Origin of the sequence: Micromonospora inaquosa, assembly GCF_003857055.1 — a bacterium.
Lineage (GTDB): Bacteria > Actinomycetota > Actinomycetes > Mycobacteriales > Micromonosporaceae > Micromonospora > Micromonospora inaquosa.
Map to the genome: position 1 here is coordinate 13,511 of NZ_QGSZ01000244.1, position 25,916 is coordinate 39,426.

Annotated in this window: 28 protein-coding genes; 21 read left to right on the forward strand and 7 right to left on the reverse strand. The window is 71.8% G+C overall.

From position 1 onward, the window contains the following. Positions 1–126: 126 nt before the first annotated feature. From DLJ59_RS21410 to DLJ59_RS21430, 5 genes are all read left to right on the forward strand, one after another. Positions 127–3,249, forward strand: a complete 3,123-nt coding sequence (locus DLJ59_RS21410; RefSeq protein WP_124774416.1) for an Rne/Rng family ribonuclease — start codon at positions 127–129, stop codon at positions 3,247–3,249. 407 nt (positions 3,250–3,656) lie between these two features. Beyond that, a complete protein-coding gene (gene rplU / locus DLJ59_RS21415) occupies positions 3,657–3,971 on the forward strand; it encodes a 50S ribosomal protein L21 (protein WP_007464063.1) in 315 nt (104 codons plus the stop codon). Between the two features lie 11 nt (positions 3,972–3,982). After that, on the forward strand, positions 3,983–4,237 hold the full coding sequence (rpmA, locus tag DLJ59_RS21420; RefSeq protein WP_007464062.1) for a 50S ribosomal protein L27: 255 nt from the start codon (positions 3,983–3,985) through the stop codon (positions 4,235–4,237). Between the two features lie 96 nt (positions 4,238–4,333). After that, a complete protein-coding gene (gene obgE / locus DLJ59_RS21425; protein ID WP_124774417.1) occupies positions 4,334–5,809 on the forward strand; it encodes a GTPase ObgE in 1,476 nt (491 codons plus the stop codon). A 70-nt stretch (positions 5,810–5,879) separates the two neighbouring features. Continuing rightward, positions 5,880–6,329, forward strand: coding sequence for a GNAT family N-acetyltransferase (locus DLJ59_RS21430; RefSeq protein WP_124774418.1), 450 nt, complete (start codon positions 5,880–5,882; stop codon positions 6,327–6,329). A gap of 15 nt (positions 6,330–6,344) precedes the next feature. Here the strand turns inward: DLJ59_RS21430 and DLJ59_RS21435 are convergent, their stop codons facing one another. Beyond that, the gene (locus DLJ59_RS21435) at positions 6,345–7,004 is read right to left on the reverse strand and encodes a DUF6766 family protein (RefSeq protein WP_124774419.1); all 660 of its coding nucleotides are present in this window, start codon (positions 7,002–7,004) and stop codon (positions 6,345–6,347) included. A 64-nt stretch (positions 7,005–7,068) separates the two neighbouring features. After that, entirely contained in the window at positions 7,069–7,560 is a 492-nt protein-coding gene (locus DLJ59_RS21440; protein WP_124774420.1) for a DUF4383 domain-containing protein, read from the reverse strand. A gap of 229 nt (positions 7,561–7,789) precedes the next feature. Here DLJ59_RS21440 and DLJ59_RS21445 point away from each other — a divergent pair, with 229 nt between their 5' ends. The 3 genes from DLJ59_RS21445 to DLJ59_RS21455 are packed head-to-tail and all read left to right on the forward strand — an operon-like array spanning position 7,790 to position 9,772. After that, the gene (locus DLJ59_RS21445; RefSeq protein WP_124774421.1) at positions 7,790–8,659 is read left to right on the forward strand and encodes a hypothetical protein; all 870 of its coding nucleotides are present in this window, start codon (positions 7,790–7,792) and stop codon (positions 8,657–8,659) included. 31 nt (positions 8,660–8,690) lie between these two features. Continuing rightward, the gene (locus tag DLJ59_RS21450; RefSeq protein ID WP_124774422.1) at positions 8,691–9,158 is read left to right on the forward strand and encodes a phage holin family protein; all 468 of its coding nucleotides are present in this window, start codon (positions 8,691–8,693) and stop codon (positions 9,156–9,158) included. Then, on the forward strand, positions 9,155–9,772 hold the full coding sequence (locus DLJ59_RS21455; RefSeq protein ID WP_124774423.1) for a DUF3618 domain-containing protein: 618 nt from the start codon (positions 9,155–9,157) through the stop codon (positions 9,770–9,772). Before DLJ59_RS21450 ends, DLJ59_RS21455 begins: the two co-directional genes overlap by 4 nt. Before the next feature lie 126 nt (positions 9,773–9,898). Here the strand turns inward: DLJ59_RS21455 and DLJ59_RS21460 are convergent, their stop codons facing one another. Next, a complete protein-coding gene (locus DLJ59_RS21460) occupies positions 9,899–10,972 on the reverse strand; it encodes a glycosyltransferase family 2 protein (RefSeq protein ID WP_124774424.1) in 1,074 nt (357 codons plus the stop codon). Positions 10,973–11,130: 158 nt separating this feature from the next. Between DLJ59_RS21460 and DLJ59_RS21465 the strand changes: the two genes are divergently transcribed. Then, positions 11,131–11,769, forward strand: a complete 639-nt coding sequence (locus DLJ59_RS21465; RefSeq protein ID WP_124774425.1) for an SRPBCC family protein — start codon at positions 11,131–11,133, stop codon at positions 11,767–11,769. After that, positions 11,766–12,935 (forward strand): zinc-dependent alcohol dehydrogenase, encoded by a 1,170-nt coding sequence (locus tag DLJ59_RS21470; protein ID WP_124774426.1) that lies wholly within the window; start codon positions 11,766–11,768, stop codon positions 12,933–12,935. Before DLJ59_RS21465 ends, DLJ59_RS21470 begins: the two co-directional genes overlap by 4 nt. Before the next feature lie 50 nt (positions 12,936–12,985). Here the strand turns inward: DLJ59_RS21470 and DLJ59_RS21475 are convergent, their stop codons facing one another. Further along, positions 12,986–14,248 carry a cytochrome P450 gene (locus DLJ59_RS21475; RefSeq protein WP_124774427.1) on the reverse strand — a complete coding sequence of 421 codons (1,263 nt, stop codon included), beginning with the start codon at positions 14,246–14,248 and terminating at the stop codon, positions 12,986–12,988. Positions 14,249–14,393: 145 nt separating this feature from the next. Between DLJ59_RS21475 and DLJ59_RS21480 the strand changes: the two genes are divergently transcribed. Next, a complete protein-coding gene (locus DLJ59_RS21480) occupies positions 14,394–14,795 on the forward strand; it encodes a hypothetical protein (RefSeq protein WP_124774428.1) in 402 nt (133 codons plus the stop codon). 120 nt (positions 14,796–14,915) lie between these two features. Here DLJ59_RS21480 and DLJ59_RS21485 read toward each other — a convergent pair whose 3' ends face one another. Next, on the reverse strand, positions 14,916–15,134 hold the full coding sequence (locus tag DLJ59_RS21485) for a DUF397 domain-containing protein (protein ID WP_030336536.1): 219 nt from the start codon (positions 15,132–15,134) through the stop codon (positions 14,916–14,918). Positions 15,135–15,203: 69 nt separating this feature from the next. Here DLJ59_RS21485 and pepN point away from each other — a divergent pair, with 69 nt between their 5' ends. From pepN to DLJ59_RS21515, 6 genes are all read left to right on the forward strand, one after another. Further along, entirely contained in the window at positions 15,204–17,720 is a 2,517-nt protein-coding gene (gene pepN, locus DLJ59_RS21490) for an aminopeptidase N (protein WP_124774429.1), read from the forward strand. A 213-nt stretch (positions 17,721–17,933) separates the two neighbouring features. Further along, positions 17,934–18,530 (forward strand): nicotinate-nucleotide adenylyltransferase, encoded by a 597-nt coding sequence (gene nadD / locus DLJ59_RS21495; protein WP_030336528.1) that lies wholly within the window; start codon positions 17,934–17,936, stop codon positions 18,528–18,530. Between the two features lie 110 nt (positions 18,531–18,640). Continuing rightward, entirely contained in the window at positions 18,641–19,048 is a 408-nt protein-coding gene (gene rsfS, locus DLJ59_RS21500; protein ID WP_030336526.1) for a ribosome silencing factor, read from the forward strand. Beyond that, positions 19,045–19,674: a histidine phosphatase family protein gene (locus tag DLJ59_RS21505; RefSeq protein WP_124774430.1), complete on the forward strand. Its 630-nt coding sequence runs from the start codon at positions 19,045–19,047 to the stop codon at positions 19,672–19,674. Before rsfS ends, DLJ59_RS21505 begins: the two co-directional genes overlap by 4 nt. Before the next feature lie 48 nt (positions 19,675–19,722). Beyond that, positions 19,723–20,577, forward strand: coding sequence for a DegV family protein (locus DLJ59_RS21510; RefSeq protein ID WP_124774431.1), 855 nt, complete (start codon positions 19,723–19,725; stop codon positions 20,575–20,577). Between the two features lie 3 nt (positions 20,578–20,580). After that, complete coding sequence (locus tag DLJ59_RS21515) at positions 20,581–21,354, forward strand: SDR family NAD(P)-dependent oxidoreductase (RefSeq protein ID WP_124774432.1); 774 nt, start codon at positions 20,581–20,583, stop codon at positions 21,352–21,354. A gap of 30 nt (positions 21,355–21,384) precedes the next feature. Here the strand turns inward: DLJ59_RS21515 and DLJ59_RS21520 are convergent, their stop codons facing one another. Further along, positions 21,385–21,576 carry a GntR family transcriptional regulator gene (locus DLJ59_RS21520; RefSeq protein WP_244236158.1) on the reverse strand — a complete coding sequence of 64 codons (192 nt, stop codon included), beginning with the start codon at positions 21,574–21,576 and terminating at the stop codon, positions 21,385–21,387. 282 nt (positions 21,577–21,858) lie between these two features. Here DLJ59_RS21520 and DLJ59_RS21525 point away from each other — a divergent pair, with 282 nt between their 5' ends. Next, on the forward strand, positions 21,859–22,062 hold the full coding sequence (locus tag DLJ59_RS21525; RefSeq protein ID WP_124774434.1) for a hypothetical protein: 204 nt from the start codon (positions 21,859–21,861) through the stop codon (positions 22,060–22,062). Between the two features lie 229 nt (positions 22,063–22,291). Next, positions 22,292–22,666 carry a VOC family protein gene (locus tag DLJ59_RS21530; protein WP_124774435.1) on the forward strand — a complete coding sequence of 125 codons (375 nt, stop codon included), beginning with the start codon at positions 22,292–22,294 and terminating at the stop codon, positions 22,664–22,666. 41 nt (positions 22,667–22,707) lie between these two features. Here the strand turns inward: DLJ59_RS21530 and DLJ59_RS21535 are convergent, their stop codons facing one another. Further along, complete coding sequence (locus DLJ59_RS21535) at positions 22,708–23,205, reverse strand: integrase (RefSeq protein ID WP_148096960.1); 498 nt, start codon at positions 23,203–23,205, stop codon at positions 22,708–22,710. A 17-nt stretch (positions 23,206–23,222) separates the two neighbouring features. Here DLJ59_RS21535 and DLJ59_RS21540 point away from each other — a divergent pair, with 17 nt between their 5' ends. Together DLJ59_RS21540 and DLJ59_RS21545 are read left to right on the forward strand one after the other, a co-directional pair. Further along, a complete protein-coding gene (locus tag DLJ59_RS21540) occupies positions 23,223–24,059 on the forward strand; it encodes a ComEA family DNA-binding protein (protein WP_124774437.1) in 837 nt (278 codons plus the stop codon). A gap of 53 nt (positions 24,060–24,112) precedes the next feature. Then, positions 24,113–25,916, forward strand: a 1,804-nt coding sequence (locus DLJ59_RS21545) for a ComEC/Rec2 family competence protein (protein WP_124774439.1), incomplete at its 3' end; no start/stop codon positions are given.

Below are 25,916 nucleotides of genomic sequence, written 5' to 3' on the forward strand. Positions count from 1 at the left end.
GGTCCGTGCTCTGGCAGGCAGACTTCGGCGGTCGCGCACCACGCGCGCCCGGCGGAAACACTTTTGCGGCGACCCTGCGTGGCAGCGCTCACCCGCGCCCGGGGTAGCCAGAACTGGAGAACGTCCATGCTCGAGAACGAGCCCGAGGGCGGCGAACGGACCGGTTCACAGCCGGCCAGCGAGACCGCCGACCAGAGCAGCACGGCCGACGGCGCCGCCGTCGCGCCCCCCACCACCGAGGTCGGTTCGGCCTCGATGGGACCAGCCGGCGCGGAGAGCGCTCCCGAGGCCGCCGAGCCGGCTGCGCCGGTGCGGCGCGCCAGGGCGACCCGTCGTCGGGCCGCCCCGCTCAACCAGCCGGAGCAGACCGAGGCCCCGGTCGAGGCGTCCCCCGGTGGGGCCGGCAGCGCCGAAACGCCGCAGGCGGAGGTCTTCGCACCCGTCTCCGGCGACCAGGACGTCGCCCCGAAGACCCCCCGGCGCCGCCGAAAGGCGACCGCCGTCGAGACGACCGCTGAGGAGCCCCTGGTCGCCGCCTCCGCTGAGGCGGCCTCGGCCGAGGTGGTTCCGCCGGTCAAGGTGACCCGTACCCGGCGCAAGAAGGCCACACCGGCCGCCGTCGAGGAGCCGCCCGCCACCGAGCAGCCGGCCGCCGCCGACGAGGTGCCCGCCGTCGAGGAGCCGGTGGTCGAGGAGGCGGCCGTCACCGAGGAGCCGGCGGAGTCCGACCTGCGCGAGGCCGAGGCCGAGTTGAACGACTCCGAGGCCCTGCCGAGCACCTCCGCCGCCGAGCTGGCCTGGAGCAGTGGCCCGCAGGAGCGCTCCGGCGACGTGGCACCGGGCGTGGCCGTGTCCGGTGTGACGGATGAGCCGATCGAGCCGGCCGAGATCGAGCCGGAGCAGCCGCGTACCCGCCGTCGGCGGGCTGCCCTCTCCGCGCCCACCGTGCTGTTCATGGCACCCCAGCCGGACGCCGTGCCGGTGACCCGACCGGTGGAGCCCGCTGCGGCGCCCCCCGAGGAGCCGGCCGTCGAGGAAGCCGCCGAGCCGTCCCGCCGCCGTCGGCGCGGTCGCCGCGAGGTCGAGCCGGTGGAGCCGATCGAGGCGATCGAGGCCGAAGAGGAGCCGACCGAGGAGGCCGACGAGGCCACCGAGGCGGATGAGGACGACGAGGACAGCGCCGCCGCGCGCCGCCGCCGTCGGCGTGGTCGCCGGGGCCGCGGCCGGGGCAAGGGCGGGGCCGACGACGCCGAGGACGAGGAGTCCGAGGAAGCGGCGCAGGTCGATGAGGAAGAGACCGCCGAGGCCGAGGCCGAGGGTGACGAGGACGAGGAGTCCGAGGGTGGGGACGGCCTGACCCGTCGTCGCCGTCGTCGTCGCCGTCGTGGCGCCGGTGACACCGAGGGCGCGGCGGACGACGGCGTGCCCACCGTGGTGAAGATCCGCGAGCCGCGCCGAACCGTCGACGAGGTGCAGGGCGTGTCGGGCTCGACCCGGCTGGAGGCCAAGCGCCAGCGCCGCCGCGACGGCCGGGAGCAGCGGCGTACCCGCCCGCCGATCCTCAGCGAGTCGGAGTTCCTGGCGCGGCGGGAGGCCGTCGACCGGGTGATGGCGGTTCGGCAGCGCGGTGACCGCACCCAGATCGCCGTTCTGGAGGACGGCGTGCTGGTCGAGCACTACGTCACCCGCAACTCCTCCGCGACGATGGCCGGCAACGTGTACCTGGGCAAGGTGCAGAACGTGCTGCCGAGCATGGAGGCCGCGTTCGTCGACGTCGGCCGGGGCCGCAACGCGGTGCTGTACGCCGGTGAGGTCAACTGGGACACCTCCGGGCTGGAGGGGCGGGCCCGCTCGATCGAGCAGGCGCTGCGCTCTGGCGACTCGGTGCTGGTCCAGGTCACCAAGGACCCGATCGGGCACAAGGGCGCACGGCTGACCAGCCACATCGCGCTCTCGGGGCGGCACCTGGTCTACGTGCCCAACGGCAACGCCTCCGGGATCAGCCGCAAGCTGCCCGACAACGAGCGCAAGCGGCTGCGGGACGTGCTCAAGAAGCTGGTCCCGGACGGCGCGGGCGTGATCGTCCGGACGGCCGCCGAGGGTGCCACCGAGGATGAGCTGGCCCGCGACGTCAAGCGGCTCCAGGCGCAGTGGGAGGACATTCAGGCCAAGGCCGCCGAGGGTGGCGCTCCGGTGCTGCTCTACGGGGAGCCCGACCTGGTCATCCGGGTGGTCCGGGACCTGTTCAACGAGGACTTCCGCGAGCTGGTGATCGAGGGCGAGCAGTCGTACGACATGGTCGAGTCGTACCTGTCGCACGTCTCGCCGGACCTGGTCGACCGGGTGCGCCGGCACGTCGGCACGAGTGACGTCTTCGCCGAGTACCGGATCGACGAGCAGATCATCAAGGGCCTGGACCGCAAGGTCTTCCTGCCCTCCGGTGGCTCGTTGGTGATCGACCGCACCGAGGCGATGACGGTCGTCGACGTCAACACCGGCAAGTACACCGGCTCCGGGGGCAACCTGGAGGAGACCGTCACTCGCAACAACCTGGAGGCGGCGGAGGAGATCGTCCGTCAGCTCCGGCTGCGCGACATCGGCGGCATCGTGGTGATCGACTTCATCGACATGGTGCTGGAGTCGAACCGTGAGCTGGTGCTGCGCCGGCTCACCGAGTGCCTGGGCCGGGACCGCACCAAGCACCAGGTCACCGAGATCACCTCGCTCGGTCTGGTGCAGATGACCCGTAAGCGCATCGGTGCGGGCCTGCTGGAGGCGTTCAGCGAGACCTGCGAGTGCTGCAAGGGTCGGGGCGTCATCATCCACACCGAGCCGGTGCCGGAGAAGGCGCGCCCCGCCGGTGCGGGGGAGAAGGTCAAGGCGGTCGCCGCGTCGGTGGCTCCTGCTCCGGCGGCCGAGCCGAGTGCCACGTCGTCGCGCCGTCGGGCGCGCAAGAACGCCCCGGCCGCGGCCGAGCGGACCGTGGTCGAGATCGTCGACACCGATTCGAACGCCGAACCGGACGCCGACTACCAGGACACCATGGGCTACGACCTGTCCCGCTACGAGTCGGACACCGCCGCCGCGCCGGCGATCTCCGACGCTCAGCAGGGTGAGTCGGCTCGGCTGGCCGCGGCGGACGACCCGGACGCGCTCGCTGACGGTGAGGGCGACGACGAGGCCACCGAAGGTGGTGGCGGCCGTCGCCGGTCGCGTCGGGGTGGCGCCCGTCGGCGGACCCGCCCCTGAGCGCCTGACCGGCCACGTGTGTGACGAGGTCCCTCTCCCGGCACTTTGCCGGGGGAGGGACCTTGCCGTTGCGGCCACCGGTCCTCGATCGGCCGTCGCAGGTCGGGAGCATCCGCAGCTCACGACCCGGCTCGCCAACCTCGGGGCCGGATGTTCCGGGCTCGGTGTCGACGTCGAGTCGATCGACGAGATCGAACTCGACCGGCTCCAGCAGCGCCGTCATCAGCTCTGCGCGAGCTGACCAGGGCGGGCCGGTTTGGGGTCCGGGCCAGCAATGGCGTACTCTTGCCTGCGGCCCACCTTTGGTGTGCCGAGTTCCCGTGTGCCCACGCCGCCGTGCACTGCTACCCGGCGAGCCGCTGCGGGGACGACCGCCAGCAGCCTCAACGACAGGGAGTCCGCCTCCGATGTACGCGATCGTCAAGACCGGCGGCAAGCAGTACAAGGTCGCCGAGGGCGACGTGATCGAGGTCGAGAAGCTCACCGGTGCCCCCGGTGACGCGGTGAAGCTCACCGCGGTGCTCCTCGTCGACGGTGACGACCTGGTGACCGACGCGGCGAAGCTTGCCGAGGTCGCGGTGTCCGGCGAAATCGCCGCGCACACCAAGGGCCCGAAGATCCGGATCCACAAGTTCAAGAACAAGACCGGCTACCACAAGCGCCAGGGTCACCGCCAGCCGTTGACCCAGGTCAAGGTGACCGGCATCTCCAGCGGGAAGTAGGTCGTCCTCCAATGGCTCACAAAAAGGGTGCGTCCAGCTCGCGTAACGGTCGTGACTCCGCGGCCCAGCGACTCGGCGTGAAGCGCTTCGGTGGTCAGGTCGTCAGCGCGGGTGAGATCATCATCCGGCAGCGTGGCACCAAGTTCCACCCCGGTGACCTGGTCGGCCGTGGCGGCGACGACACGCTGTTCGCGCTGTCCGCCGGTGCGGTCCTGTTCGGCACCAAGCGCGGTCGCAAGACCGTCAGCATCGTTCCGCAGCAGTAGTTCTCGGGCTTAAGCGGGCCGCGGACCTCCGGGTCCCGGCCCGCTTAGCCTTTTTCGCGAAGTGCGAGGGTGGACCTCGCTGGAAGGATTGACGCCGTGGCAACGTTCGTTGACCGGGTCGTTCTGCATCTGCAGGCCGGCGATGGCGGGCACGGTTGTGTCTCGATCCACCGCGAGAAGTTCAAGCCCTTCGGTGGGCCGGACGGCGGCAACGGTGGGCACGGCGGCAGCGTGTCCCTGGTGGTCGACCCGCAGGTGACCACGCTGCTCGACTTCCACTTCCACCCGCACGTCAAGGCCGACAACGGCAAGGGCGGTGCCGGCTCGAACCGGGACGGCGGCAACGGCCAGAACCTGGTGCTCAAGGTGCCCAACGGCACCGTGGTGCAGACCACCGATGGCACGGTGCTGGCCGACATGGTCGGCGCCGGCACCACCTTCGAGGTCGCCCGCGGCGGGCGGGGCGGGCGCGGCAACGCCTCGCTGGCCAACGCCAAGCGCAAGGCACCCGGCTTCGCCGAGCTGGGGGAGCCCGGCGACCAACTGGACATCGTGCTGGAGCTGAAGAGCGTCGCCGACGTCGGCCTGGTGGGCTTCCCGTCCGCCGGCAAGTCGTCGCTGATCTCGGTGATCTCCGCCGCGAAGCCGAAGATCGCCGACTACCCGTTCACCACCCTGGTGCCCAACCTCGGTGTGGTCCGGATGGACAACCACACCTTCACCGTCGCGGACGTGCCGGGCCTGATCCCCGGCGCGGCCACCGGCAAGGGGCTGGGCCTGGAGTTCCTGCGGCACATCGAGCGTTGCGCGGTGTTGGTGCACGTCATCGACTCGGCGACGTTGGAGCCGGGCCGTGACCCGGTGGCCGACATCGACGCCATCGAGGCCGAGCTGAGCCAGTACGGCGGTCTGGCCGACCGCCCACGCCTGGTCGCCGTCAACAAGGTCGACGTGCCGGACGGCCGCGACCTCGCCGAGATCGTGCGCCCCGACCTGGAGGAGCGCGGTTACCGGGTGTTCGAGGTCTCCGCGGCAACCCGGGAAGGGCTCAAGGAGCTGACCTACGCGATGGCCGAGCTGGTCGAGGCAGAGCGGAAGGCCGCCCCGCCCGCCGAGCCGACCCGGATCGTGATCCGCCCGATGGCAGTGGACGACGACGGCTTCACCATCACGGCCGAGACCGACGGCTCGTTCACCGTCCGCGGTGTCCGCCCGGAACGCTGGGTCAAGCAGACCAACTTCGACAACGACGAGGCGGTCGGCTACCTGGCTGACCGGCTGGCCCGGCTCGGGGTGGAGGACAAGCTGGCCAAGGCCGGCGCGCAGCCCGGTGATCTGGTCCGGATCGGTGTACGCGAGTTCGACTGGCAGCCGACGCTCTTCGCCGGCGTGGAGTTCGTACCCGGTAACCGGGGCACCGACGTCCGCCTGGAGGAGAAGTCGAACCGGGCCTCCGCCGCGGATCGACTCGCCGCCCGGAAGGCTCGTCGGGTGCGCTCGGCGGACGAGGTGGGCGCGGACGCGTCCGACGACCTCACCGATGACCTCGACGACGGGGACGACGCCGAGTAGTTCGGTGCGCTCCGTCATGGGGTTGATTTCCGTAAACCTTCGCTAAATCGGCGCGTCCTAGCGTGGGGTGATGCTGATCGAGTCCCGGCCCGTCACCGATCCGGAGATCGCCGCCCTCGTTGTCGCGCAGCAGCGTGAGCTGCGTGAGGCCGATGGCGGGTTGGACGGGCAGGTCTTCATGCCGCACGACGACGTCCGTTACCTGGCGGTGGTGGTGAACGGTCGGGCGGTCGCCTGCGGTGGGCTCCAGGCGCTCGACGCCGAAACCGGCGAGGTCAAGCGGATGTACGTGCGGCCCGCGTACCGGGGGCGGGGCATCGCCCGCCAGTTGCTCGCCGCGCTGGAGGAGTGCGCGTTCCGGCAGGGGCACTCGGTGGTCTGCCTGGAGACCGGGACCTACCTGCCGGCCGCGATCGCGCTGTACACCTCGGGTGGCTACCAGCAGGTCCCGGTCTACGGTGAGTACGTGGGCAACCCGTACAGCGTCTGTTCCGCCAAGGGGCTGCCGGTCGCGGCCTGACGGTCGCGCCGCCGGTCAGGCGCCGGTGCTGGCGTGCGCGACGGTCACCGGCTTCGACTCCGGCGAGGCGTGCTGGCGGAGGACGATGCTCAGCAGGATCAGCGCGCCGACCGCGAGGAACTCGCTCTGCCAGTTCTGCATGGACTGGAACCAGAAGTCGCTGGTGCCGAGGAATTCCCACACCCCGATCGGTGGCGCACCGCTCTGGAGTGCCTGCTCCTGGTTGTACGCGGCGGTCCCACCGAGCAGGTGACCGACGAAGGAACCGGCGAAGATCAGCAGCAGTGCGAGGGAGAGGCTGTTCCGGTAGATCACCAGGGGCAGGCCGCCGACGCGTACCGGCCAGGGTGACTGCGGGGTCGCCCGGCGCTCGTCGTCCTCCGGGCGGTCGGTCTGGTTTATCGGCTTCGACTCGGCCGAGCCCCGCTGCACCAGGTACGCGGTGAGCAGCACGTAGCCGCCCATCTGGAGGAACTCCGACTCCCAGTTCTCGAAGACCGACTCGACGAAGTGCCCACTGGTCAGGTACGCCGGCCAGCTCAGTGGCGCGGCCCCGAACTCGGTCAGCTCCTCGTTGTGGGTCTGCCAGCCGAAGACGCTCTGCAACACGAGGAAGACCAGGAACGCGCCCAGCATCGCGACGGCCAGGGCGTTGTCACGGAGCCAACGGGGCATGGTCGCACCTCCTTCGCCGGCCGATTACCCCTGTGGGCGTGACCGCGAAACCCAAAGCCCCAGGTCAGCGTCGGTCGGCAGGGCTGTCCAGGCGTCCGCCGGTGCCCGCCTGGTTGGACAGCAGCAGCCCGAGCGCGACCATCCCGAAGCCGAGCGCGAGGTGCAGCCAGTTGTCGGGGTCGTTGACCGGCAGGATGTTCGCCCCAGCGTCCGGGTTGACCGCCTCGATAGCCAGGCCGTACAGCCAGAGGGCCAGGTAGAACGCGCCACCACCGGCCAGGAACACGCGGGCGCCGGCGACGCTGCGGGCCAGCACCAGGCCGGCCAGCCCGAAGATCAGGTGCAGCGCGTTGTGCAGGATCGACACCTGGAACAGCCCGAGGAGTTGGGCGTCCGAGTGGTGCCCGCCGAACCTCAGCTCGCCGTAGTCGGTGGTGATGCCAGGGATGAACCCGAGGACGCCGATCAGCAGGAAGACCCCGGCCACGACCAGCGCGGCCAGCTGGACCCGGGGTCGGGGACCGGCCGCTCGGCCGCCTCGTGCGCCTGGTGCCATCGCTGCCCCCTCCGTGGATCTGCCGGCCTGGCGAACCTCACTGTCCGCGGCGGCGACGTGACGCAGCCCGACGATCCTCCATTTTGAAGTCGATCCGGTGGGCCGCGCAGAGAAATGCACGAAGAGGTATGGAAGCCGGAACGCAGGGTAGGTGAATGGTCAGCGGCGGCGGCAACGCGCCGCATCCCCCCAGCACAACCGCGACGACTTTCTGAGCGGAAGGGAAATCATGACTTACGATCTTTCACCGACGTCCTCCACGTACGGGCAGCAGTCGACCAACGGCGGCGGCGTCCGCGAGCAGGCGCGCCAGGCCGGGTCGGAGGCCGCGCAGGCTGGTGGCGCGGTCGCCCAGACCGCCAAGGAGCAGGGCACCGAGGTTGGCCGTGAGGCGGCCCGGCAGGCCCGCAACCTGTACGGCGAGGCCCGCACCCAGCTCGCCAGTCAGACCGGTGAGCAGCAGCGGCGAGCTGCCGGTGGGCTGCGTTCGCTGGCCGACGAGATGCGCTCGATGGCCGAGCAGGGTGGCCAGGCCGGCCCGGTGACCGAGCTGGCCCGCCAGGCCGCCGACCGGGTGCAGGGTGTCGCCGGTTGGCTTGAGCAGCGCGAGCCCGGCGACCTGATCACCGAGGTACGCGACTACGCGCGACGTAACCCGGGCACCTTCCTGGTCGGCGCGGCGGTCCTCGGGGTGCTGGCGGGCCGGCTGACCCGGGGCATCTCGGCCGCCGGCGACGACTCGGGCGACGGTTCCTCGACCTACCGGGGCGCCGGCGCGTACGACCCGGAGCAGACCGCGGTGATCCCGACGCCGCCGCCGGCGCCTCGCGCGGTGCCGGACGCCGTCCCGGCCGGCGGTTACCTCGACCCGACCCCCGGCACGCACACCCCGCCGACGTCCGGTGGTTACGCCGACCCGGGAGCCCGTGGCTACGCCGACGAGACGCCCGGTGGCTACGCCGACCCGGCGCCCGGTGGTTACGCCGAGCCCGCCCGGGGCGACTACCCGGAGCACTCCGGCACCGGTCAGCCGTTGCCGCCGGTGACCCAGACCGACCCGCTGCCTGGCGTTCCGTCCAGCGGCAGCCCTCGCCCGTGAGCCGCCGAGTCATCCGAAGGGAGACGACGGCATGAGCATGCCCACGCAGGGATCCGGCCTGGACTCCGGTTACCACCCCGACGCGGGTGCCCCGCACACCGCCGCGGAGGTGAAGAGCAACTCGCTGGGTGACCTGATGCGTCAGGTCACCACCGACCTGTCGACGCTCATGCGTCAGGAGGTCGAGCTGGCCAAGGCGGAGATCCGCCAGGAGGGCAAGAAGGCCGGCAAGGCCGCTGGCCTCTTCGGCGGTGCCGGCTTCGGCGGCTACATGGTGGCTCTCTTCGTGTCCATCGCCGTGTGGCAGTTCCTGGACAACGTCATGGACTCCGGTCTGGCCGCGCTGATCGTGGCCGTGATCTGGGCCGCGGTCGCCGCGGTCCTCTACTCGATGGCCAAGAAGAACGCCCAGCACGTACGCGGGCTCAAGCAGACCAACGACAGCGTGCAGCGGATCCCCGACGCGCTCAAGCCACACCCGGAGGGAGTCACCCGATGAGCACCGATCCCGATCAGATCCGCCGGGAGATCGAAGCCACCCGTAACAGTCTCAGCTCCGATGTGGATGCGTTGGCGTACAAGGTCAGCCCCAGCCGCATCGTCGACGACCGCAAGCAGCGGGCCCGTTCCGCTCTGCAGAATGTGAGGGACAAGGTCATGGGAACCGCGTCTGACCTCGGCCACGGCACCGGCCAGGCCGCCCACTCGGTGGGTGACCACGCCTCGTCGGCCGCCTCCAGCGTCGGCGGTGCCGCGCACTCGGCGGCGGCCACTGTCAGCGACGCCGCGCACAGCGCGCCGCGGGTGATTCGGCAGAAGTCCCAGGGCAACCCGCTCGCCGCCGGCTTGATCGCGTTCGGGGTCGGCTGGTTGGCCTCGTCGCTGATCCCGGCTTCCCGCCGTGAGCAGGAGGCCGCCGCCCAGGTGAAGGCGAAGGTCGGCGAGCACAGCGGGGCGGTGAAGGAGAAGCTGGGCGAGGTGGCCGGCGAGCTGCGTGAGCCGGCCCGGCAGGCCGCCGAGTCGGTGAAGTCCACAGCTCAGGACGCCGTGCACGCGGTCAAGGACGACACGAAGTCCGCCGCCCACAACGTCAAGGACCACGCCACCCCCTGACCTGACCTGCCACACCAGCGCGACAGCTCGCGGCCACCCCCCCGAAGGGTGCCCGCGAGCTGTCGCGCTGGTGCGCTCCGCGTGCCCGCTCCGACGATCTTGCAGTTTCGGTTGGGGTTTTGCCGCTTACAGAGGTCTTTGTCCCCACCGGAAGTGCAAGATCGCGCGGGTCGGTGGGTTGCGCGGGGCGGGGTTGGCGGCTCGGCGGATTCGCGTGTCGCCGTAGCGGACGCCGCCCAGCAGGAAGCGTTGGGCTACCGCCAGCCAGCCGCACACGCCGCGTTCCAGCAGCCAGAGCGGGGCCGCCAGCGCCGTGGTCGGCGGGAAGACCCGGCCGCCGCCGGCTCGGCGGCGACCCGTCTCGGCCAGGGCGACGACCCCGGCCACCGCGCCGAGCAGCAACGTGGGCCGACGCGACACGACCACCAGCGCCGGCAGCACCGCGAGCACGGTCAGCAGGCGAGCCGGCTGAGCCAGATCGTCGTACGCCTGACGGACCCGTTGACCGCGGAAATGCGCGACATCCGGAGGCAGCCGGCGGACGTACAGCCAGGCCGGGGCGGCCTCGGTGCCACCGTAACCGCGCACGGTACGGATGAGCTCCAGGTTCTCGAAGAGCACGTCCGGGTCGTACCCGCCCATGGCGAGGAAGGTGCTGCGTCGCACGGCGAGGGTGCCCGGGTAGTCCGCTCCGAGCGCCCGGTTGAGCAGTGTGCGGCCGGTGTCCCACCAGGCGTGCCAGGGCAGCGGGTCGAAGTAGTTCTGCGGTCGTACCAGGTCGGCCCGGGCCAGCAGCCGATGTACCGCGGTCAGGGCGGTCTCGTCGTACCGGACGTCGTCGTCGGCGATCACCACCTGCTCGTGACCGGCCGCGCGTACGCCGGTGCGTACGCCGAGCACCTTGCCGTTGAGCCCGCGCTCGCTCGGGTCCGGTGGGAGGTGCCGGACCAGCCTCCGCCACGCCTCGGCGTGCCGGGCGAAGCGGTCGGGAGGCGAGCCGTCGACCACGAGCACCTCGACCCGGTCGCTCAGCCAGCGCAGGTAGTCGGTCAGCTCGGCCAGGCCGGTGTCGGTGTGCCAACGCAGTGGCAGCACGTACGTCATCGGTAGCCGGACCGGCGACGGGCCGGCGCCCTCGTGTGCGACCTCCCGCCGACGCGTGGCGCGCCGCGTGTCACCGGTAGAGCCGAACGAGGACATGACAACTCCGTGGCGGACAGGGTCGCGGTCGGTGCTGAGCAGCATCTGCCCGCATTTCCGTGGATCAAACTGCCGCTCGTTTCGACTGCCGGCCCCCGGGTAGCGCTGCCCGTAAGAGCTGCCCATGCCCGGTTGTCCGGGTGGAGGAGAGAGACGTGATGACCAACAACGGAACCAGGTGGGCGCTGCTCGGCGTCACCGCGGCGACGGCGGTCGCCGTGGGCCGGGCCGTGGCGCGCCGTCGGCGTCGGCATCAGCCGGAGCGGCAGGACGGCTGGTACGTGGTGCGTCGCGCAGTGACAGTGGACCGGTCCCGGGACGACGTGATCGGCTTCTGGACCGACCGCGAAAGGCTGGACCGCGCGCTGGCCGGGTGGGCCACGCTGCAGCAGCTCGACGAGCGCCGTTGGCGGTGCGTGGCCCGCGACCGGGCGGGCGGTGAGACGCAGTGGCAGGCCGAGATCACCGTCGAGGGGGCGGGCACGCTGCGGTGGCGGGTCGAGGACGGGCCGATGCCGCAGCTGGGGCGGGTCGAGCTGGCCGAAGCCCCGCAGGGCCGGGGCACCGAGATCCGGGCCGAGCTGCGCTACCGCTCCGGGCCGGTGCGTCGGATGGCTGGCCTGGTCGGCGGCGACGAGTCGGACCTGGCGCTGCGGGACGCGCTACGGCGGGCGAAGGCGCTGATCGAGTGTGGCCAGGTGGTGGACACCCGGGACGACCCGTCCGGCCGGAGCCCGGCCCAGGAGAAGACGACCGACAAGGTGCGGGAGACGTTGATGACGGGAGGACGGGCATGAGGGCGCTCTGCTGGGAAGGCGTCGGCAAGCTGGCGGTCCGGGACGTGCCGGAGCCCCGGATCCGCGCCGAGGGGGACATCATCGTCCGGGTCCGGGCCAGCAGCGTCTGCGGATCCGACCTGCACCTGATCAACGGTTACCTGCCGGCGATGCGGGAGGGCGACATTCTCGGCCACGAGTTCATGGGTGAGGTGGTGGAGACCGGGCCTGGCGTACGGCGGCACCGGGTCGGCGACCGGGTGGTGGTGGGGTCGGTGGTCGCCTGCGGTGGCTGCTGGTACTGCCGGACCGAGCAGTACTCGCTCTGCGACAACTCCAATCCGCAACCGGTGTTCACCGAGAAGCTGTGGGGCCACTCGCCGGCCGGCATTCTGGGCTACTCGCACGCCGCCGGCGGCTACGCCGGATCACACGCCGAGTACATCCGGGTGCCGTTCGGCGACATCGGCGCCTTCGCCGTACCCGACGGGGTGCCGGACGATTCGGTGGTGTTCGCCTCCGACGCGATGCCCACCGGGTGGATGGCGGCGGACTTCTGCGGCCTCACCGGTGGCGAGGTGGTGGCCGTCTGGGGTGCCGGTGGAGTGGGTCAGATGGCGGCCCGGTCGGCGCAACTCCTCGGCGCCGAGCGGGTCATCATGATCGACCGGTTTCCGGACCGGCTCGCCACCGCCACGGAACGGATCGGGGTCGAGACGATCAACTATGCGGAGACCGACGTGCTGGAGGCGCTGCGCGAGCTGACCGCCGGGCGCGGCCCGGACGCCTGCATCGAGGCCGTCGGGATGGAGTCGCACGACGTCGGGCCGGCCTACGCGTACGACCGGGTGAAGCAGGCGGCGCGGTTGCAGACCGACCGCCCGACCTCGGTCCGCCAGGCGATCATGGCCTGCCGGAAGGGCGGCACGGTGAGCATCGTCGGTGTCTACGCCGGTCTGGTGGACAAGTTTCCGCTCGGCGCGGCAATGAACAAGGCGCTGGTGCTGCGGATGGGGCAGATGCACGCGCAGCGCTACATTCCGATGCTGCTCGACCGGCTCGCCGCCGGCGAGATCGAGCCCGGCTATCTGGCCACCCACCCGCTCTCCCTCGACCAGGGCGTCCACGGGTACGAGTTGTTCGAGAAGAAGGAAGACGGCTGTCTGCGCAGCGTTCTGCATCCCTGACGGGCTGGGCGCACCCGCCTCGCCGGTCACTGTGATCTGCGGGGCGGGGGTCAGGCGGGGTGGAGGTCAGGCGCGCGGCGGACGTTGGTGAGGGTCAGGCCCAGCGGCGGCAGCGCGGGCATCCGGTGCAGGTCCAGGGCCAGGTTCTGGACCGGCACGTCGTAGCGCATGGCGGCGGTCAGGTTGGTGACCGCGCGCTTCATCAGGTCGATGGTGATCCACTCGCCGGCGCAGCGGTGACCGGCCCAGTGGTCGCCGCCGCCCTGCGGGATCAGCTCGAACGGGTCGATCCGACGGCCGGCGAACCGCTCCGGGCGAAACAGGTCCGGTTGCGGCCAGAGCGCCGGGTGGTGGTTGGTGCCGTAGAGGTCGAGCAGCACCCGCCGGCCCTTCGGAAAGTGGTGGCCCTGCCAGTCGAAGGAACGCCGGACCCGGGCCGCCGCCATCGGGAAGAACGGGTAGTAGCGGCGTACCTCCTGGACGAAGTGCTCGGTGGCCTCGTCGTCGTCGCGGACCCGTTCCCGCCAGCCCGGATGGTCGTGCAGGGCGAGCGCGGCGAAGGCGACGTACTGGTCGACGGCGACCACCGGCCGCAACACGTTGAGCAGTTCCACCGCCGCGATCCGCCGGGGGAGGAGGTTGCCGCTTCGGTCTCGGTGCTCGGCGATCACGGCCAGGGCGCTGCCGGCCGGCGCCGGGGCGAAACCGACCCGGGTCCGTTCGATGAGGTTGGCGAGCCAGCGTTCGGCGCGGTGCCGGGCGACCCGGCCCCGCCAGTGCCGGGGGCCGATCACCGCTGGGCCCTCGATCATGGCGTGCAGCTCGGCGGCGCGGCGCTCGACCTGCGACGTCGGCAGCGGCACCCCGGCCCAGGCACAGACCACCCGGGTCAACAACCGACCCAGCTCGTCGTAGAGCGACACCGGGCCGGTGCCCTCCCAGGCGGTGATCCGGGTCCGCCACTCGTCGTCGAAGAGCTGGCCGAGCTGCCGGATCGCGGCCGGCGTCATGATCGACATGAACATGGCCTTGCGGTCGAAGTGCTCCGGCCCGTCCAGCCCCTGCACCCCACCCCGACCGGTCAGCGTCCGTTGCACGCGCAGCGGCATCGCGGTGGCACGTTGGAAGCGGTCGTTGTCGTAGAACAGCTCCGCGGCCGGCCGGCCGCGCAGGCAGATGGTCGGGGCGAGCAGGATCCGGGTCTGGAAGACGTCGCTGCCGTACCGCTCGCAGCGCTCGCTGACGAACCGGTAACCGGCGCGGAGCAGTGCGAGGGTGCTGTCCGGGCTGCGGTCGACCGGCATGGTCGCCATCGGGCCTCCTCACGCGCGGGTGCGGCTGGTCGCCGTCGACCACAGCGGTTACCCCCGTCGACGCCGCTGAACCCCGCCCGGCTGGCCCCTCCCAGGAGCGGCGGAACCTGGTTTGCTGCTGGTGGGACGACCACGGGGAGGGCGGATGCGCGACAACAGATCGCCGTACTGGCGACAGCGGCGAGCGGCCGGAGCACTGGGCGGAGGCCGCGACGGGCGGTCCCTGATCGGGCCGCCGCGGCGGCCCACCCGTCCGCACCGGTTCTTCACAGTGCACCTGGGCTTCACCGCACCCGGCCCGGCCGAGGCGCGCGAGCTGGCCGTGGCGTACGCCGAGGCGCTGAGCCTGCTCCGTTCGGAGGTGGCACTCGGGGCGGCGGCCCTGTCGCCGGCGGACGCCTGGCAGCGGGCCGAGCGGCTGTTCTGCGGCGCGGTCGGCCCGGACGGGGAGCGCTGCGTCGATGTGGCCGACCATCCGGGCTTTCACCACGCCCCGGGGCCTGGCGGCCTCGGCTGGGGCGACGGTGACGGTCCCGGCGATGGCTGACCACCGGCCCCGGGTGGTCGACCCGGGAGTGCGTCGGCCCGACCGCGCGGGTGGCCGTGCCGGTGTCCCGACCACGGGCACCGGCACGGCGCTCCGCCACCGGCGGGGCGGCGGGCACGATCAGTCCAGGTCGAACTCGCCGTCCTGCGCGCCGGCCACGAAGGCGTCCCACTCGGCCTGGGTGAAGACCAGCACCGGCCCGTCCGGCTCGGCCGAGTTGCGCATTCCGATCAGATCATCGACGAAGGCGACCTCAACGGCGCTGTCGGAGGTGTCCCCCTCGGCCCGCTGCCAGACCGCCCGAGAGAGGTCGAAGTCGCCCTTGGGGTGCTGCGCCATGGTTCTTTCCTCCAGTGCCGAGGGTCCTCTGGTGACCGGGTGCCGATCCCCATCGGGCAGGATAAGCGGATGCCGAGCCTGACCCGTGTAGAGGCGACCGCGCGTGGCGCGGCGATTACTGTCGAGTCCTATCAGGTGGACCTCGACCTGACCGGTGACGGTGACCTGTTCCGCTCGCGCGTCGAGATCCGGTTCCGGGCCACCGCCGGCGCCGCGACCTTCGCCGAGGTCAAGCCCGCCAAACTGCTCGGCGTACGCCTCAACGACAGTGACCTCGACCCCGAGCTGCTCACCGACAACCGGCTGCCGATCGGCGACCTGGCCGCGGAGAACACGCTCGTCGTCGAGGCCGAGATGGCGTACTCCAAGACGGGCGAGGGGATCCACCGCTTCGTCGACCCCGCCGACGGCGAGACCTACCTCTACGCCGAGTCCTTCCTCGACAACGCGCAGCGCATCTTCGCCGCCTTCGACCAGCCCGACCTCAAGGCCCCGTTCACCCTCTCGGTGACGGCTCCGCCGGAGTGGATCGTCGCCGGCAACGCCGAGGTGGCCGCGAACCCGACCCCCGGGCGCTGGGAGTTCGCCCCGAGCGCGCCCCTGGCGACGTACTTCTTCTCGCTGATCGCCGGGCCGTACCACGTCCGGCGAGCCGAGCACGACGGCATCCCGCTGGGCATCTACTGCCGCCGGTCGCTCGCCGAGTACCTGGACGCCGACGCCGAGGAGATCTTCACCATCACCCGGCAGTGCCTGGACCGGTTCCACCAGCTCTTCACCGAGCGCTACCCCTTCGGCAAGTACGACCAGGCGTTCGTGCCCGAGTTCAACGGTGGCGCGATGGAGAACCCGGGCATCGTCACCTTCCGTGACGACTACATCTTCCGCTCGGCGGTCACCGACACCCAGCGCGAGCAGCGGGCCGGCACCATCGCCCACGAGATGGCCCACATGTGGTTCGGTGACCTGGTCACCATGCGCTGGTGGGACGACCTGTGGTTGAACGAGTCCTTCGCGGAGTACCTCGGCACGCGGGTCACCGCCGAGGCGACCCGGTTCGATCAGGCCTGGACGACCTTCGCCATGCGTCGCAAGGCCTGGGGTTACGCCGCCGACCAGCGGCCCTCCACCCACCCGATCGCCCCGCAGGAGGTGGCGGACGCCGAGGAGGGCCTGCTCAACTTCGACGGCATCTCGTACGCGAAGGGGGCCAGTGTGCTGCGGCAACTGGGCGCCTGGCTCGGCGACGAGGCATTCCTCGCCGGCCTGAACGCCCACTTCGTCGCGCACCGCTTCGGCAACGCCACCCTCGCCGACCTGCTGGCCAGCCTCTCCGCCAGCAGTGGGCGGGACCTGTCCGACTGGGCCGAGCTGTGGTTGCGCCGACCGCAGGTCAACACGCTGCGTGCCGAGGTCGCCGTGGACGCCGACGGCCGCTACACCGAGGTGGCCGTGGTGCAGACCGCGCCCGCGTCGCACCCGGTGCTGCGCCCGCACCGGATCGGCGTGGGCCGCTATTCGATCGACGGCACCGGGCGGCGCGACGAGGTGGACATCGACCCGAGCGCCGACGGAGACCGGACCGTGCTCGGGGCGCTGACCGGCGAGCCGGCGGCCCGGCTGCTGCTGCTCAACGACGGTGACCTCACCTTCGCCAAGGTGCGCCTCGACCCGGCGTCGGCGGACGCCGTCGCGGGTGTGCTGCCCGGTCTGACCGACCCGCTGGCGAGGGCGGTGCTCTGGCGCGAGGCACTGGACGCGGCGATCGACGGCGAGCGGCCGGTCACCGGCCTGATCGACCTGATGGTCGCCGCGCTGCCCGCCGAGACCGAAGTGATCATCGCCGAGGACGTGCTGACGCTCAGCCGGTCACTGGTCGACCGCTACCTCGACCCGCCGACCCGGTCCAGCGCGCTGGTCAGGATCGCGGGAACGTGCCAGCGGCTGCTCGACGGCGCGCCGGCCGGGGAGTCGTTGCAGCTCGCCGCAGCCCGGGGTTGGATCGCCGCGACCACCGATGCGGATCTGCTCGTCGGTTGGCTCGCCGGCCGGGACGTGCCGGCCGGCCTGAAGGTCGACGCGGAGCTGCGCTGGGCGGTGCTGCGACGACTGGTGGTGCTGGGCGTCGCCGGCGAGGCGGAGATCGCCATCGAGGCCGCCGCCGACAACAGCTCCACGGGCGCGGAGCGGGCTGCCCAGTGCCGGGCGGCGGTGCCCGACCCGGCGGCGAAGCAGGCGGCCTGGGAGATCATCGTGCGGGACACCGAGTTGTCCAACCGACTGCTGGAGGCGACCGCCGAGGGTTTCTGGCAACCCGAACAGGCCCAGCTGACCGCGGCGTTCGTGGACCGGTACTTCGCGGAGATGCCGGCCGCCGCGCACCGGCGTACCCCTTGGACGGCCGATCGGGTGGCGGCGCTGGCGTTCCCCCGCTACGCCGTGGCGCAGCCCACCCGGGAGGCGGCCGCGGCGCTGCTGGCCCGCGACGACCTGACTCCCGGCCTGCGCCGGGTGGTGACCGACGCCGACGACGACCTGCGTCGCGCGCTGGTCGCCCGGACGGCGGTGGCCGCCGCGTCGGCCTGAGCGCCGACCAGCGCGAGCTGTGTGGCGCGGGCTGACCACCGTGGGCCAACGTGGGCCTGCCGTCGTGATCTCGTGATCGACTCGGTTTTCTTGATGTCGCGGTGTTTGGGCCGCCGGGACGGGCCGGTTTTCAGGAAGTCGCGTTGATCATGGTCGGGCGGCCCGGTGGCGGGCCGGGACGGCCGGCCACGACGCTCGGCCTACGATCACTGGGTGGAGGAAGATATCCGGCGGATCGGGATCATGGGTGGCACCTTCGACCCGATCCACCACGGGCACCTCGTCGCGGCCAGCGAGGTAGCGGACCGGTTCGGCCTGGACGAGGTGGTCTTCGTTCCCACCGGGCAGCCGTGGCAGAAGGCCGACGAGCCGGTCAGTCCGGCCGAGGACCGGTACCTGATGACCGTGATCGCCACCGCCTCCAACCCTCGCTTCCAGGTCAGTCGGGTCGACATCGACCGCAGCGGGCCGACCTACACGGTCGACACGCTGCGTGACCTGCAGGCCGAGTACGGGCCGAAGGTGCAACTCTTCTTCATCACCGGCGCGGACGCCCTGCAACGCATCCTGTCCTGGAAGGACCTGGACGAGATCTTCGAGCTGGCCCACTTCATCGGCGTGACCCGGCCCGGCTTCCCGCTGAGCGACAAGCACCTCCCGGCGGACACCGTCAGCCTGATCCAGGTGCCCGCGATGTCCATCTCGTCGACCGACTGTCGTGCGCGGGTCGCCAGAGGTGAGCCGGTGTGGTACCTGGTGCCCGACGGTGTGGTGCAGTACATCGCCAAGCGGAGCCTCTATCAGCGCTGAGTGCACCCCTTATGCCCGGGTTTGTCGGTGTAAGCGGACAGAACTGCACGATCGCGATGCCGCCGGGTATGAGACGCTTGGAGGATCGCACGCTTGATCGAAGGAGAACGGTGACAGTTTCCGAACGCGCTCACGAGCTGGCTATCGCGGCCGCCCAGGCCGCCGCCGACAAGAAGGCGCAGGACATCACGATCATCGACGTCGGCGACCAGCTCGCCATCACCGACGCGTTCGTGCTCGCCGCTGCCCCCAACGAGCGGCAGGTGCTGGCCATCGTCGACGCCATCGAGGAGAGCCTGCTGGAGCTGCCGGAGAAGGCGAAGCCGGTGCGGCGCGAGGGCGAGCGGGGTGGCCGCTGGGTGCTGCTCGACTACGTCGACATCGTGGTGCACGTCCAGCACACCGAGGAGCGCGAGTTCTACGGGCTCGACCGCCTCTGGAAGGACTGCCCCACCATCCCGTTCGTCGACCGCGACCTGGTCGAGGCCGACGCCAGCGGGTCCGCCGCCGCCGAATGACCCGACTGATCGTCTGGCGGCACGGCAACACCGACTGGAACGCCGCCAACCGCGTCCAGGGGCAGACCGACGTACCCCTCAACGAGCTTGGCCGCGACCAGGCCCGCGCCGCCGCCCCGCTGCTCGCGGCGCTGCGGCCCGACGCCATCGTGGCCAGCGACCTGAGCCGCGCCGCGGAGACCGCCGCCGCGCTCGTCGCGCTGACCGGGCTGCCGGTCCGCACCGACGCCCGGCTCCGCGAGCGGCACTTCGGCCAGTGGCAGGGTCTGTACCTCACCGAGGTCGCCGAGCGCTTCCCCGAGGAGTACGCGCGCTGGCGGGCCGGCGACCCCGACCCGGGCGTGGATCTGGAGCCCCTGCACGACCTCGGTGAGCGGGTCGGTGCCGCGTTGCAGGAGGCAGCCGACGTGGCCGCGGGCGGCACCGTGGTGATCGCCACACACGGTGGCGCTTCCCGGCAGGGCATCGGTCGCCTGCTCGGCTGGGACAATGCCGTGCTGCGCACCGTCGGGTCGCTGGCCAACTGCCACTGGACCGAGCTGCGCCACGACGACGCCCGCGGGTGGCAGTTGCGGGCGCACAACGTCGGCCTGATCACCGCACCGGTCGCCGTCGACGCGGTCTGACCACTCGCGCCTCGGCGTTCACGGCCTCGATCGGCTAGCGTGCCGGGCATGCCCGTCGCGGTTGTCATCGACTCCACCGCCTACCTTCCGCCCGAACTGGTGCAGACGCACCGGCTGACCGTCGTGCCGTTGACCGTCGTGCTCAACGGCGCTGAAGGGCTGGAGGGGGTGGAGACCCAGCCGGCCGACGCCACCCTGGCACTGAGCGCCCGCCGGGTCACCGCGACCACCTCCCGCCCGGCACCCGAACAGTTCGCCCGGACGTACCGCGAACTGCTCGACGCCGGCGCCGACGGGATCGTCTCGGTGCACCTCTCCGCCGCGCTGTCCGGCACGGTGGAGGCCGCCCGACTGGCCGCCGCCGACCTGGACGGCCGGGTGGAGGTGGTGGACAGCCGCTCGACGGGCATGGGACTGGGCTTTCCAGCCATCGCCGCCGCCACCGCAGCCGAGGCCGGCACCGACCTTGCCGGGGTACGCGACGCGGCGCTCGCCGCCGTTGCCCGCACCACAGTCTGGTTCTACGTCGACACGCTGGAATTCCTCCGCCGGGGTGGACGGATCAACGCGGCCGAGGCGCTGGTGGGCACAGCTCTGTCCGTCAAGCCGATCATGCACATGCCGGACGGCGCGATCGTGCTGCGCGAAAAAGTCCGCACCGCAAGCCGGGGAGTGGCCCGTCTCGTGGACCTGGCCGTCGAGGCGGCCGGCGACGACGACGTGGACCTCGGGGTGCACCACCTGGCCGCACCACAACGGGCCGAGGCGTTGCGCGCGGCGCTGACCGAACGGTTCGGCGACCGATTGCACGACACGTACGTTTCCGAAGCGGGTGCCGTCGTCGCCGCGCACGCCGGGCCAGGGCTCGCCTGCGTGGTCGTCCACCGCCGCCCGGAGGGCTGAGCCGTGCCCACGTCGTGCGTGGTGACCGGCGGTGGCCGCGGAATCGGCCGGGCTGTGGTGGAACGGCTGGTGGCGACCGGTGCCACAGTCGTCGTCCTGGAACACGACGCCGACGCGGTCGACTGGATGGCCGGCCACCCGGCCGCCGATCGGCTGGTCGCGGTGGTCGGCGACGCCGCCGACGAGCAGGTGGCCGAGCGCGCCGCCGAGCTGGCGGACCGCGCCGCACCGCTGACCGGCTGGGTGAACAACGCAGCGGTGTTCCGCGACGCGGCGCTGCACACCGCGTCGGCCGACACGGTGCTGGACCTGATCGGGCTGAACCTGCGCCCCGCCGTGGTGGGCGCCGCGGTCGCCGTCCGCCGCTTCCTGGCCCGCGCCGCCGGCGGCGCCATCGTCAACGTCTCGTCGCACCAGGCCCGCCGGCCGGTGTCCGGCGCCCTGCCGTACGCGACGGCGAAGGCCGCCGTGGAAGGGCTGACCCGGGCGCTGGCCGTCGAGTACGGGCGGCACGGCATCCGCGCCAACGCCGTCGCGCTCGGCTCGATCGCCACCGAGCGGCACACCGAGTTCCTGGCCGCTCAGGAGCCGTCCCAGGCCGAGTGGATCGACGCCGAGCTGACCCGGCTGCACCCGGTGGGCCGGATCGGACGGGCCGACGAGGTGGCCGAGGCGGTCGCCTACCTGCTGTCACCGGCGGCGAGCTTCGTCAACGGGGTCATCCTGCCGGTGGACGGGGGACGGGCCGTACTCGGCCTCGACCCGGAGGCCCGCTGACCGTCGCAGCAGCTGGTGCCGATCGGGCTGCTAGCTGTCGGCGACGAAAACGCCCTGCCCCTGCTGCCCGTAGATCAGGTTTCGCTCGTGCAGCTCCTTGACGGCTCGATAGGCCGTGGAGCGCGCCACGTTGTACAACTCGCCGATCTCGGACACCGATGGCAGTTGTTGGCCAGGCGCGTATTCACCTGAGCGGATCTTCTGCTCGATGTCATCCGCCACGCGGCGGTAGTGCGGTGGTCTCGTCGGCATGAGCGGCTCTCCCGGACTTCAGCGGAGATCATGTTTCCAGCCCGGGTGTGATCGAGACAAGGCAACAACGCAGCAAAGTGGAGATAGTGAGAACTTGACTACACTGAGACAGTGGATACAGTGAGACAGTGGCCGGATGCTCCTGGACTTCAGCACTCCTGAGGTAGCCGGCCTGCCCGCCCTGAGGGAAATGCGTAGCAACGCTTCGGCCCCAGGGCGGGCAACTTCGGATCGCGCGGAGGTGTGCCGACCATGCCAATCGATGAACCGGTGTCCACGGCGACCGAACTGTTCATGGCCAAGCAGGTACTGGATGCTCACTGGACCCGGGCGCTCGACCGGCCGTGGCGGGCGGGCGGGTGCCTGGAGTGCCGAGAACGCAGCGACTGCCGACAACTCGACTGGGCGTTGGCGCTCATGGCGGAAGTCGCCTCGGTCATGCTGCAGAAACGGTGAACTGTCGGCTCGGCACTGCTGTGTTAGCCTCCGTGCGCGCCCCAGATGGGCCTACCCCCCCGGAGGTTCTGGCTACTTCAGCCACCACGCCGAGATCGATGCGTTGTTCGCGTCTCTCGGGCGGGATCCGGGGCGTCGGTGCCCTCGGGGCTTTGTCATCGGTGTGGCTGGGTGAACGCTGTGGGCCTCCGGTCGGGTCTTCGGATCGACCGGGAAGAAGGCGGTACGCATGACAGTCACGTTCAACCACACCATCATCGCCAGCAAGGACAAGAGCGCCTCGGCCGCGTTCTACCGGGAGCTGTTCGAGCTGCCGGAGGCGCCCTCGTGGGGGCCGTTCGCCAACGTCCAACTGGATGAGGGTGTGCTGCTCCAGTTCGCCGAGCCGCCGGTGGACATCCAGATGCAGCACTACGCGTTCCTCGTCGACGACGAGATGTTCTTGCGGTGCCTGGCGTTCGTCGAGGGGCGTGGCATCACGTACTGGGCCGACCCGCAGCTGAAGCGAGAGGGGGAGACCAACACCGAGCACGGGGGGCGCGGCTTCTACTTCTTCGACCCGGCCGGCCACGCCATCGAGATCATCACCCGGCCGTACCTGTAGCAGGCCCGTCGGCCGGTCGGGCGCGGTTGCCCCACCGGCCGTCAGCCTCGTTGCTGAGCCTCGTGGGTCGTGTCCGCGCTCTCGCCCGGGGGTACGGGATCAGCCAGCTGGAAGCCCGACGCCGCGAAGTCGGCCCCGTGCTCGCGATCGGACAGCACGAACGTTCCGCCCCGCTGCTCTGGCCGCCAACCACTCTTCAGGCCGCAGATGATGACCGCCCGCACGTCGGCGGGTGTGGGGTAGCCGTTGTCGACGACGTATGGCCCGGGGGTCGACAACAGATCCGCTTCGAGTTTCTGGCCGTTCTTTCCGCCGGAACCCCAGGCACGCACGTAGACGGCCCGGCGGTAGAAACCGTTTACCTGCACGCTGTGCAGCGCCGCGCGCCACGTGAAGGTGTGCCCGTCGATGTGTATCTGCCGTAGCCGAGCCCGCATCTGAGCCACCTCCATAGCAAATCTGGGCATGATCAGGGCGTTGTCCACAGTGGCAGTCGTTGTCCACAGGACGACGCGGTGACCCTCCACCGTCCCGTCCACCGCCATAGCGTCGCGCTGTGTCGCACGACGAGGAGACAGAGGTACGCCAGCGCCTGCGCCGGCTGACGGAGACGGCCGTCGCGCCGCCGTCCCGGCCGGAGGCGCCGCTCGCGGGCGTACTCCCGTCGTCCTTGGCTGGCGCGCTTCCGGCGGACGTGCTGTCCTCCCGGCCCGCCGCGCTGGTCGCGGGGCCGATATCCGACGGCTCTGCGCTCCGGCCGGAGTCGCGGCTGCCGGGCCCCGGGGCGTTCGACCCTGGGCGGCGGGGTGTGCGGGCGTTGGCGGTGGTCGCCGTGGTGGTGGTCGTGGGCGCGGCAGGTTGGGCCTGGCAGGCCCGGCCGCAGTCAGAGCCGGTCGCGCCGCTGGCCAGCGACGCCGCGTCGGCCGCACCAACCGGTGACCCCAACGTGTCCAGCTCGGGCGAGTTGGTGGTGGCGGTCGCCGGCAAGGTCCGAAAACCCGGTCTGGTACGCCTACCGGCCGGGTCCCGTCTCGCCGACGCGGTGCAGGCGGCCGGTGGCGCGCTGCCCGGGGTCGACGTGGCGCTGCTCAACCCCGCCCGCAAGGTCACCGATGGCGAGCTGATCGTGGTCGGGGTGACGCCACCGCCGGTGCCGGGCGGCGCGGCCGGGCCGGCGGCGGGCGGTGCGGCTCCCGCCGCCGGGCCGCTGAACCTCAACACCGCGACGCTGGCGCAGCTTGACGCGCTGCCCGGGGTCGGGCCGGTGCTCGCCCAACGGATCCTCGCTCACCGGGATCAGCACGGCGGGTTCAAGTCCGTTGGCGACCTACGCCAGGTCGACGGAATCGGCGATGCCCGCTACGAGCAGCTCAAGGATCTGGTGACGGTGTGAGCGGCTCCGCCGTCGCCGCAGACCCACCACCGGTCGGCCGGCCCCAGCCCCGGATGCCGGCCGGCGGGGCCCGGTCCGAGCCGCCGGACCTGCGACTGGCTGGGCTCGCCGTGGCGGCCTGGCTCACGGCGCTCGCCGGCCTGCACCTCGGCAGCCGTGCCACGCTGCTGGTGGCCGGCATGGCGGCCGGTCTGACGGCGATAGGTGCTGTGCACCTGCTCGGCCGCCTCGGCCGTCCCCGAGCTGTGGTGCGGCGCTACGGGTGGGTGGCCGTGGCGGTCGGCCTCGGAGTGGTCTGCGGCGGTGCGGCCACCGCCGCCCGGCTCGCCGTTCGCGACGCCCCGCCGATCCGGGCCCTCGCCGAGCAACGCGCGCCGATCACCGCCGACCTGGTCGTCCGGGACGACCCGCGCCCGATCCGGAGCGCCGGGCGGCCCGGCATGTTGCTGGTGTCGACCGAACTGGTCCGGCTCACCGGCCCGGACGGCCGACGGATCCACGCGACGGTGCGGCTGCTCGTGCTGGCGACCGACCCGTCGTGGCGGGGCCTGCTGCCCGGGCAGCGCCTCACCGCCGAGGGTCGGCTCGGTGTTCCGCGCGGTGGCGACCTCACCGCCGCGGTGCTCAGCACCAACGACCCGCCCGAGCGGCACGGCGCGCCGTCCTGGGCGCAACGCGCCGCCGGGGCGCTGCGTACCGGCCTGCAACGCGCCTGCTTGCCGCTGCCCGAGGACCCCGGTGGGCTGCTGCCCGGTCTCGTGGTGGGCGACACCAGCCGACTATCGCCCGCCGTCGAGGAGGACTTCCGAGCCACCGGGATGACCCATCTCAATGCGGTCTCCGGCTCCAACGTCGCGATCGTGGTGGGTGCGGTGTTGCTGCTGGCCCGGTGGGCACGGGCCGGTCCGTGGCTCGCCGCCGCGCTCTGTGGGGTGGCGCTGGTGGGGTTCGTCATCCTGGTCCGCCCGTCGCCGAGCGTCGTACGGGCCGCAACGATGGGAGCGATCGGGCTCGCCGCCCTCGCCGCCGGTCGTCCTCGGGCGGCGATGCCCGCGTTGGCCGCCGCTGTGACCGTGCTGGTGCTCGTCGACCCCGAGTTGGCTGGGGATCCCGGGTTCGCCCTCTCCGTGCTGGCCACCGGTGGTCTGCTGCTGCTCGCGCCACGCTGGCGGGACGGGTTGCGTCGGCGAGGCGTACCGCCTGGGTTGGCCGAGGCGCTGGCCGTGCCGGCTGCCGCCCAACTTGCCTGCGGCCCGGTCGTCGCCGGGATCTCTGGCACGGTCAGCCTGGTGGCGGTGCCGGCGAACCTGCTGGCGGTGCCGGCCATCGCGCCAGCGACAGTGCTGGGCGTGCTGGCGGCCATGGTGTCGCCGATCTGGCCGGCTGGTGCCGAGTTCGTCGCATGGCTGGCGAGTTGGCCGGCCTGGTGGTTGGTGCTCATCGCCCGGCAGGGTGCTCGACTGCCGGGCGGCAACCTGCCGTGGCCGGGCGGCGTGCCCGGAGCCCTGCTGCTGACCGGCCTGACCGTTGCGCTGCTGATCGCGGTGCGCCGGCCACTCGTACGCCGGCTGGTGGCGGTGGTCGGGGTCGCCGTGGTGCTGGGTGCCCTGCCGGTTCGGCTGGTGGCCGCCGGCTGGCCACCAGCCGGGTGGGTGGTGGTGGCCTGCGCGGTGGGCCAGGGCGACGCCCTGGTGCTCCCGGTCGACAGCGGTCGGGCCGTGGTGGTGGACGCCGGGCCGGAACCGGGGGCGGTGGACGGTTGCCTGCGTCGGCTCGGCGTACGGGAGGTGCCCCTGCTGGTGATCAGCCACTTCCACGCGGATCACGTGGGCGGGGTGGCCGGAGTGTTCCGGGGGA

Coding starts and splice junctions, on each gene's coding strand:
- DLJ59_RS21410 (WP_124774416.1), top strand. CDS start 127: ATGCTCGAGAACGAGCCCGAGGGCGGCGAACGGACCGGTTCACAGCCG.
- rplU (WP_007464063.1), top strand. CDS start 3,657: ATGTACGCGATCGTCAAGACCGGCGGCAAGCAGTACAAGGTCGCCGAG.
- rpmA (WP_007464062.1), top strand. CDS start 3,983: ATGGCTCACAAAAAGGGTGCGTCCAGCTCGCGTAACGGTCGTGACTCC.
- DLJ59_RS21430 (WP_124774418.1), top strand. CDS start 5,880: ATGCTGATCGAGTCCCGGCCCGTCACCGATCCGGAGATCGCCGCCCTC.
- DLJ59_RS21435 (WP_124774419.1), bottom strand. CDS start 7,004: ATGCCCCGTTGGCTCCGTGACAACGCCCTGGCCGTCGCGATGCTGGGC.
- DLJ59_RS21440 (WP_124774420.1), bottom strand. CDS start 7,560: ATGGCACCAGGCGCACGAGGCGGCCGAGCGGCCGGTCCCCGACCCCGG.
- DLJ59_RS21445 (WP_124774421.1), top strand. CDS start 7,790: ATGACTTACGATCTTTCACCGACGTCCTCCACGTACGGGCAGCAGTCG.
- DLJ59_RS21450 (WP_124774422.1), top strand. CDS start 8,691: ATGAGCATGCCCACGCAGGGATCCGGCCTGGACTCCGGTTACCACCCC.
- DLJ59_RS21455 (WP_124774423.1), top strand. CDS start 9,155: ATGAGCACCGATCCCGATCAGATCCGCCGGGAGATCGAAGCCACCCGT.
- DLJ59_RS21460 (WP_124774424.1), bottom strand. CDS start 10,972: ATGTCCTCGTTCGGCTCTACCGGTGACACGCGGCGCGCCACGCGTCGG.
- DLJ59_RS21465 (WP_124774425.1), top strand. CDS start 11,131: ATGACCAACAACGGAACCAGGTGGGCGCTGCTCGGCGTCACCGCGGCG.
- DLJ59_RS21470 (WP_124774426.1), top strand. CDS start 11,766: ATGAGGGCGCTCTGCTGGGAAGGCGTCGGCAAGCTGGCGGTCCGGGAC.
- DLJ59_RS21475 (WP_124774427.1), bottom strand. CDS start 14,248: ATGGCGACCATGCCGGTCGACCGCAGCCCGGACAGCACCCTCGCACTG.
- DLJ59_RS21480 (WP_124774428.1), top strand. CDS start 14,394: ATGCGCGACAACAGATCGCCGTACTGGCGACAGCGGCGAGCGGCCGGA.
- DLJ59_RS21485 (WP_030336536.1), bottom strand. CDS start 15,134: ATGGCGCAGCACCCCAAGGGCGACTTCGACCTCTCTCGGGCGGTCTGG.
- pepN (WP_124774429.1), top strand. CDS start 15,204: ATGCCGAGCCTGACCCGTGTAGAGGCGACCGCGCGTGGCGCGGCGATT.
- DLJ59_RS21505 (WP_124774430.1), top strand. CDS start 19,045: ATGACCCGACTGATCGTCTGGCGGCACGGCAACACCGACTGGAACGCC.
- DLJ59_RS21510 (WP_124774431.1), top strand. CDS start 19,723: ATGCCCGTCGCGGTTGTCATCGACTCCACCGCCTACCTTCCGCCCGAA.
- DLJ59_RS21525 (WP_124774434.1), top strand. CDS start 21,859: ATGCCAATCGATGAACCGGTGTCCACGGCGACCGAACTGTTCATGGCC.
- DLJ59_RS21530 (WP_124774435.1), top strand. CDS start 22,292: ATGACAGTCACGTTCAACCACACCATCATCGCCAGCAAGGACAAGAGC.